Genomic DNA, 2,411 nt, shown 5'->3' on the forward strand with positions numbered 1-2,411 from the left:
GTCGGCGACCATGGGAGCCATGACCCAGAGTTCGGCCTCCGTGACATCCTGCGCTGCCTTCAACGCGGTGAGCTGGTCGAGCAGGATCTGCTCGCTCGCTCGCAGTGCCCTGAGACCCCGCAGCCCCAACGCCGGGTTTTCCTCGTGCGCGGCGTTCAGGAACGCGAGCGGCTTATCGGCACCGGCATCGAGGGCCCGCACCACCACCTTCTTCCCCGGGAAGAACGACAGCAGCTCGGTGTACTTTGCCTGCTGGTCCGCGACGGTCGGCGCGGTCTTCGATTCGAGAAACAGAAACTCGGTGCGGAATAGCCCGACTCCCTCGGCTCCGAGTTCAACCGCCTCCGGTGCATCCTTCGGCGAGCCGACATTGGCCAGCAGGGGGATCTTCGTGCCATCCGCGAGGGCTCCGTCGACGAGGGGGATGGTGGATGCGGCGGCGCGGGCCGCTACTCGGGAGTGGGCGTCGGCGACAGCCGCCTCGGCGGGGTCGGTCGTCACGAGGCCGGCCGCGGCATCCAGAATCACGATCGTGCCGTCGGCAATCTCCAGCGCACCGGTGACGCCGACGATCGCGGGGATCGACTTCGACCGGGCCAGGATCGCGGTGTGGCTGGTCGGGCCACCGTCGCGGGTGATGAGGCCGAGCACCTTATCGAGATCGAGGAGCGCCGTGTCTGCGGGGGCAAGATCGGGGGCGATCAGGATGAACGGGGCGTCGCTGGTCGGAACACCCGGTGCCGGCACCCCGCGCAGGTGCGCGATGATGCGCTGTGAGACGTCACCGAGGTCGGTGGCTCGCTCGGCCATGTACCCGCCCATGCCGACCAGGATCTGCTGAAACGCGGCGAAGGCCTCGAAGACCGCCCGCTCGCCGGAGGTACCGGCCTCGATGCGCTCCTTGACGTCGTCGGTGAGGGTGGGATCCTGGGCCATCATGGATGCGGCCTCCAGCACCGCCTGCGCCTCACCGCCGGCCTTCGCGCCCTTCGCCGCCAGTTCGCCCGCGACTGCAGCGAGCGACTCCTGCACCGTTGCATACTCGGCGGCCGCGTCACCGGCGTGACTCGACTCGCTCGGCTCTGGTAGCGGATCGGGCATCCTCAGGATCGGCCCCACAGCGATTCCGCGGCCGACTCCCACACCGTGCAGTTCCATCCGCTGGTCCTCTCCATCGACACTCATCGAGTTTGACGCTCATCGGGGACGGGACGCGCGTGCCGGCCCACCAGTGCCAGCCTAGCTAGGGTGGGGGGATGGCGTTGATGGATCGGGTGACCGCGATCACCGCGCGGGTAATGAAACTCAAACCCGTGCGGGTCTACCTGCACTACACGGCGCATAACGGGCCGCTGCTGGCCGCGGGGCTCTCGTTCCAGGCCATCTTTGCGGTGTTCGCCGCCATCTGGGTCAGCTTCGCCATCGCAGGGTTCGTGATCAGGTCGAATCCGGAGTTCGAGCAGGCCTTCCTGGGGCTGCTGCGCACCAACGTTCCCGGCCTGATCGGCGGAAACGGCGGCGCTGGCGCCATCGACCCCGACGATCTTTTCTCCTCCGGAGTGCTCACCTGGACGGGCGCGATCGCCGCGGTGGGCCTGCTGTTCACGGCACTCGGCTGGCTCGCGTCCGGTCGCGACGCCGTCCGTGGAATCTTCAACCTCCCGCCGGCCCCCACCAACTTTCTACTGCTGAAAGTCAAAGACCTCGGCCTCGCGGTCGGATTCGGCATTGCACTGATCGTCTCGGCCGCACTGAGCGTGTTCAGCACGGCGGCGCTCTCTACCGTGTTCGGGTGGTTCGGAGTCGACGCGATGTCAGATGCCGCCGCGGTAGCCGCGCGCGCTGCCGGGCTAGGGATCACCCTGCTGCTGGACGTCGTCGTACTGGGGCTGTTCTACCGGGTGGTGTCCGGCATCCAGATCCCGTTCCGCCAGCTGGCCCAGGGCACCATCATCGGGGCGATCGCGCTCGGGGTGCTCAAGGCACTGGGAAGCAGCCTGCTGGGCGGTGCCACCAAAAACCCGCTGCTCGCCTCCTTTGCGGTGATCATCGGCCTGCTCGTCTGGTTCAACCTGATCTGCCAGGTCATCCTGATCGCCGCCTCGTGGATCTCGGTCAGCGCCGACGACAGGGGCATCAACCTGACCGGCACCCGGCAGAGGGGTCGCAAGACCGACGTCACACCCAGCGACACGGCGACGGCGCTGTAGTCGGGGCTGCGCGGGGGGCGGGTCACGCGCCGGTTGTCCATGTCCGCGACTCTCGTCGAGACGGGCGATGTCAAGCTGCGTGGAGTCGTTCGAGCGGTTTTTCGTTTTCCGGTTGCTCGGGTCGGTTGATGCTGACGATATCAGCGGGTGCGGGTGTGGCCGGTCGAGCTCGGAATCGTTCGGGGTGCGAGGCGTAGTATG

Annotated in this window: 2 protein-coding genes; one reads left to right on the forward strand and one right to left on the reverse strand. The window is 67.5% G+C overall.

The annotated features are described in order from the left end of the window. A partial coding sequence (locus tag RMN95_RS12765) for a putative PEP-binding protein (protein WP_309617289.1) occupies positions 1 to 1,158 on the reverse strand: 1,158 nt, incomplete at its 3' end. A gap of 98 nt (positions 1,159 to 1,256) precedes the next feature. Here RMN95_RS12765 and RMN95_RS12770 point away from each other — a divergent pair. Further along, positions 1,257 to 2,210 (forward strand): YihY/virulence factor BrkB family protein, encoded by a 954-nt coding sequence (locus RMN95_RS12770; protein ID WP_309617288.1) that lies wholly within the window; start codon positions 1,257 to 1,259, stop codon positions 2,208 to 2,210. Positions 2,211 to 2,411: the final 201 nt, after the last annotated feature.

The organism is Salinibacterium sp., assembly GCF_031364185.1.
Taxonomy (GTDB): Bacteria; Actinomycetota; Actinomycetes; order Actinomycetales; family Microbacteriaceae; genus Rhodoglobus.